The sequence below is a fragment of the Streptomyces scopuliridis RB72 genome (genome assembly GCF_000718095.1).
Lineage (GTDB): Bacteria > Actinomycetota > Actinomycetes > Streptomycetales > Streptomycetaceae > Streptomyces > Streptomyces scopuliridis.
Window position 1 is genome coordinate 1 of sequence record NZ_JOEI01000063.1, and the last position, 2,923, is coordinate 2,923.

The window sequence follows — 2,923 nt, forward strand, 5'->3', positions numbered from 1 at the left end:
GACTCCACACCCACACCCAACGAAGCCAAATGCCCAGCCAGACGATCCACCCGCACACCCAACTCGCCATACGTCAACGACTCACCACCCTCACCCAGCACCGCAACCGCCCCCGGCGCAGCATCGATCCGGGCCTGAACCAGCTCCACGACCGACCGCTCACCCACCCCGACCCCCGGACCCGCCCACCCCATCAACAACCGCTCAAGCTCACCCGCACCCAACATCCCCACCCGCACCAGAGGCACCAACGGCTCAGCCACCACCCGCTCCGCCAACACCAACCAATGACCACACAACCGCTCAACCGTCTCCACATCGAACAGATCCGTAGTGAATTCCAGTTCCGCGGTGAGTCCGCTCGGGGACTCCCAGAACTCCAGCGTCAGGTCGAATCGCGACGACTCACGCGGTACGGGCTCACGCCGCGCGGTCAGGCCCGCGAAGTCTCCAGCCATATCGACTGAGTTCTGGAGGACGATCAACGCCTGCACCAGCGGCGTCCGGCTCGGATCGCGCTCCGGCGCGAGCGCGTCCACCATCCGGTCGAAAGGCACTTCCTGGTGCGCGAAGGCATCAAGGGCCGTCGTACGAACGTGGTCGAGGAGGTCATCGAAGGAGTGCCGGTCCTGATCGATACGCGCGCGCAGGACGAGGGTGTTGACGAAGAACCCGACCAGCCCCTCCAACTCCGCCCGCTCACGCCCCGACACGACCGTGCCCACCGCGACATCCCGCTGACCGCTGTAGCGGGACAGCAGCAACTGCGTCACCGCCGCGGCTCCAGACCGTCCAACTGCTGCCGCCAGTAACTGAGTTGCTGCGTCTGCGCGTCGTCGGCCTGCCGTTCACGTTGCCAGACGGCGAAGTCGGGATACTGCACCGAAAGCTCTTCGAGATCCGCCTCCTCCTCCCGTACAGCAGCGGCGTAGAGGGTGCCCAGCTCGCGCGTGACCACGCCCATCGACCAGCCGTCGGTGACGATGTGGTGCATCGACAGGACAAGGACGTGTTCCTCGGCCCCGAGCCGTACCGTCAGGACACGGAACAGGGGCCCGGCCGCGAGATCGAACGGCGTCGACTGCTCGGTCCTCAGCACCTTGTCCAGCGCGTGCGGGCGGTCCGCGTCGTTCTCCGTGGAGAGGTCGACGGCACGCAGGGGGACGGTCAGCGTGGGGTGCACCGTCTGCACTCCACCGCCGAATGTCGTACGCAGCGCCTCATGCCGCGCGGTGAGGCCGTCGAGCGCGGCTCGTAGAGCAGCCAGGTCCAAGTCGCCGGTGAGACGCAGCGCCAGCCCGGTGTTGTACTCGACACCGCCGGGTGTGAAGTCGTCGAGGAACCAGAGGCGTTCCTGGCCGTACGAGAGCGGAAGCTCACGGTCGCGGGGTACGGGTGCGATCGAGGTGGCCGGGGACGGAGCGTGAGCGTGCCCCGGCGTCTGCGCCCGTGCCACGGCCTCCGCCATCGCGGAGACCGTGGGGTGATCGAATACCGTCCGCGTCGACAGCTCGCACCCGAGCGGCTTCTGTACGCGAGTCACCACCTTGAGGCCGGTGATGGAGTCCCCACCGCGAGCGAAGAAGTTGTCATGAACGCCCACACGTTCGGCTCCGAGAACCTCGGCCCAGACCTGGCACAGCAGCCGTTCCACGTCGGTGCGCGGGGCCACGTAATCCGCGGCCACCTCCGCGTCAGGCGCGGGCAGTGCTCGTCGGTCGACCTTCCCGTTCACCGTGAGCGGCAGCTCGTCCAGCACCACGAACGCCGACGGCACCATGTACTCCGGCAGCAGGCCGGCGGCGTGCTCCCGCACGAGCGGGACATCCAGCTCGCCCGACGACGGTACGAGATACGCGACCAGCCGCTTCGCCCCCGGACGGTCCTCGCGAACAATCACCGAGACCCGCCCCACCGCCGCGTGGCGCGACAGTACGGACTCGATCTCACCGAGCTCGATACGGAAGCCCCGCACCTTCACCTGACCGTCATTCCGGCCCAGGAAGTCCAACCGGCCGTCCGGCCGCCACCGCACCACATCACCCGTGCGATACAACCGCTCACCGGAACCGAAGGGGTCCGCCACAAACCGCTCGGCCGTCAGCCCAGCACGGCCGTCATAGCCACGCGCCAGACCAGCGCCACCGAGATACAACTCACCCGACACCCCGACACCGACCGGCCGCAACACGTCGTCGAGAACGTACGCGGACGTGTTGTCCATCGGACCGCCGAGCGGCACGGTCGTACCCTCGGTGTCCACGCCACCGACGGGCCCGCACACAGCGAAAGTCGTGGACTCCGTCGGACCGTAGACATGCACCAACTCGGTGCCCGGGCAAGCATCCAGCACCCGCCCCATCGCCACACCGGACGCCGCCTCACCACCCGTCCACACCTCACCCAGACCCGCGAAACACCCCGGATCCTCCTCCGCCAGCACATCGAACAGCGCCTTCGTCAGAAACAGCCCAGACACCCCACGCGCCACCGCTGCACGCACCACCGACGCACTCAAGTCAGCCTCGGCCACATCAACCGTGCCACCGTTCAACAACGGCACCCACACCTCAAACGTCGCCGCATCAAACGAGTGGGGCGAATGGAACAAAACCCTCTCGTGCGCGCCCGACGACCAGCGGGAATCCTCAGCCAGCGCCACGATGTCCCCATGCGTCACCGCGACACCCTTGGGCACACCCGTAGACCCCGACGTAAACATCACATACGCCAACGACCCCGCCGCAACCCGCACCGGAAGCGCGGCATCACCCACCGGCCCCGCATCCACCCCCACCGCTGGCACCCCACCGACCTCACCCAACCCCCGGTCCGTCACCACCACCACCGCACCACTCCGCCCCAGCACCTCCCGCACCCGCTCCTCCGGATACGACCCATGCAACGGCACATACACACCCCC

Annotated in this window: 1 pseudogene; it reads right to left on the bottom strand. The window is 67.7% G+C overall.

What is annotated here, in order from left to right:
- Window positions 1-2,923 (bottom strand): annotated as a pseudogene (locus tag IF11_RS39790) (amino acid adenylation domain-containing protein); the annotation flags it as partial.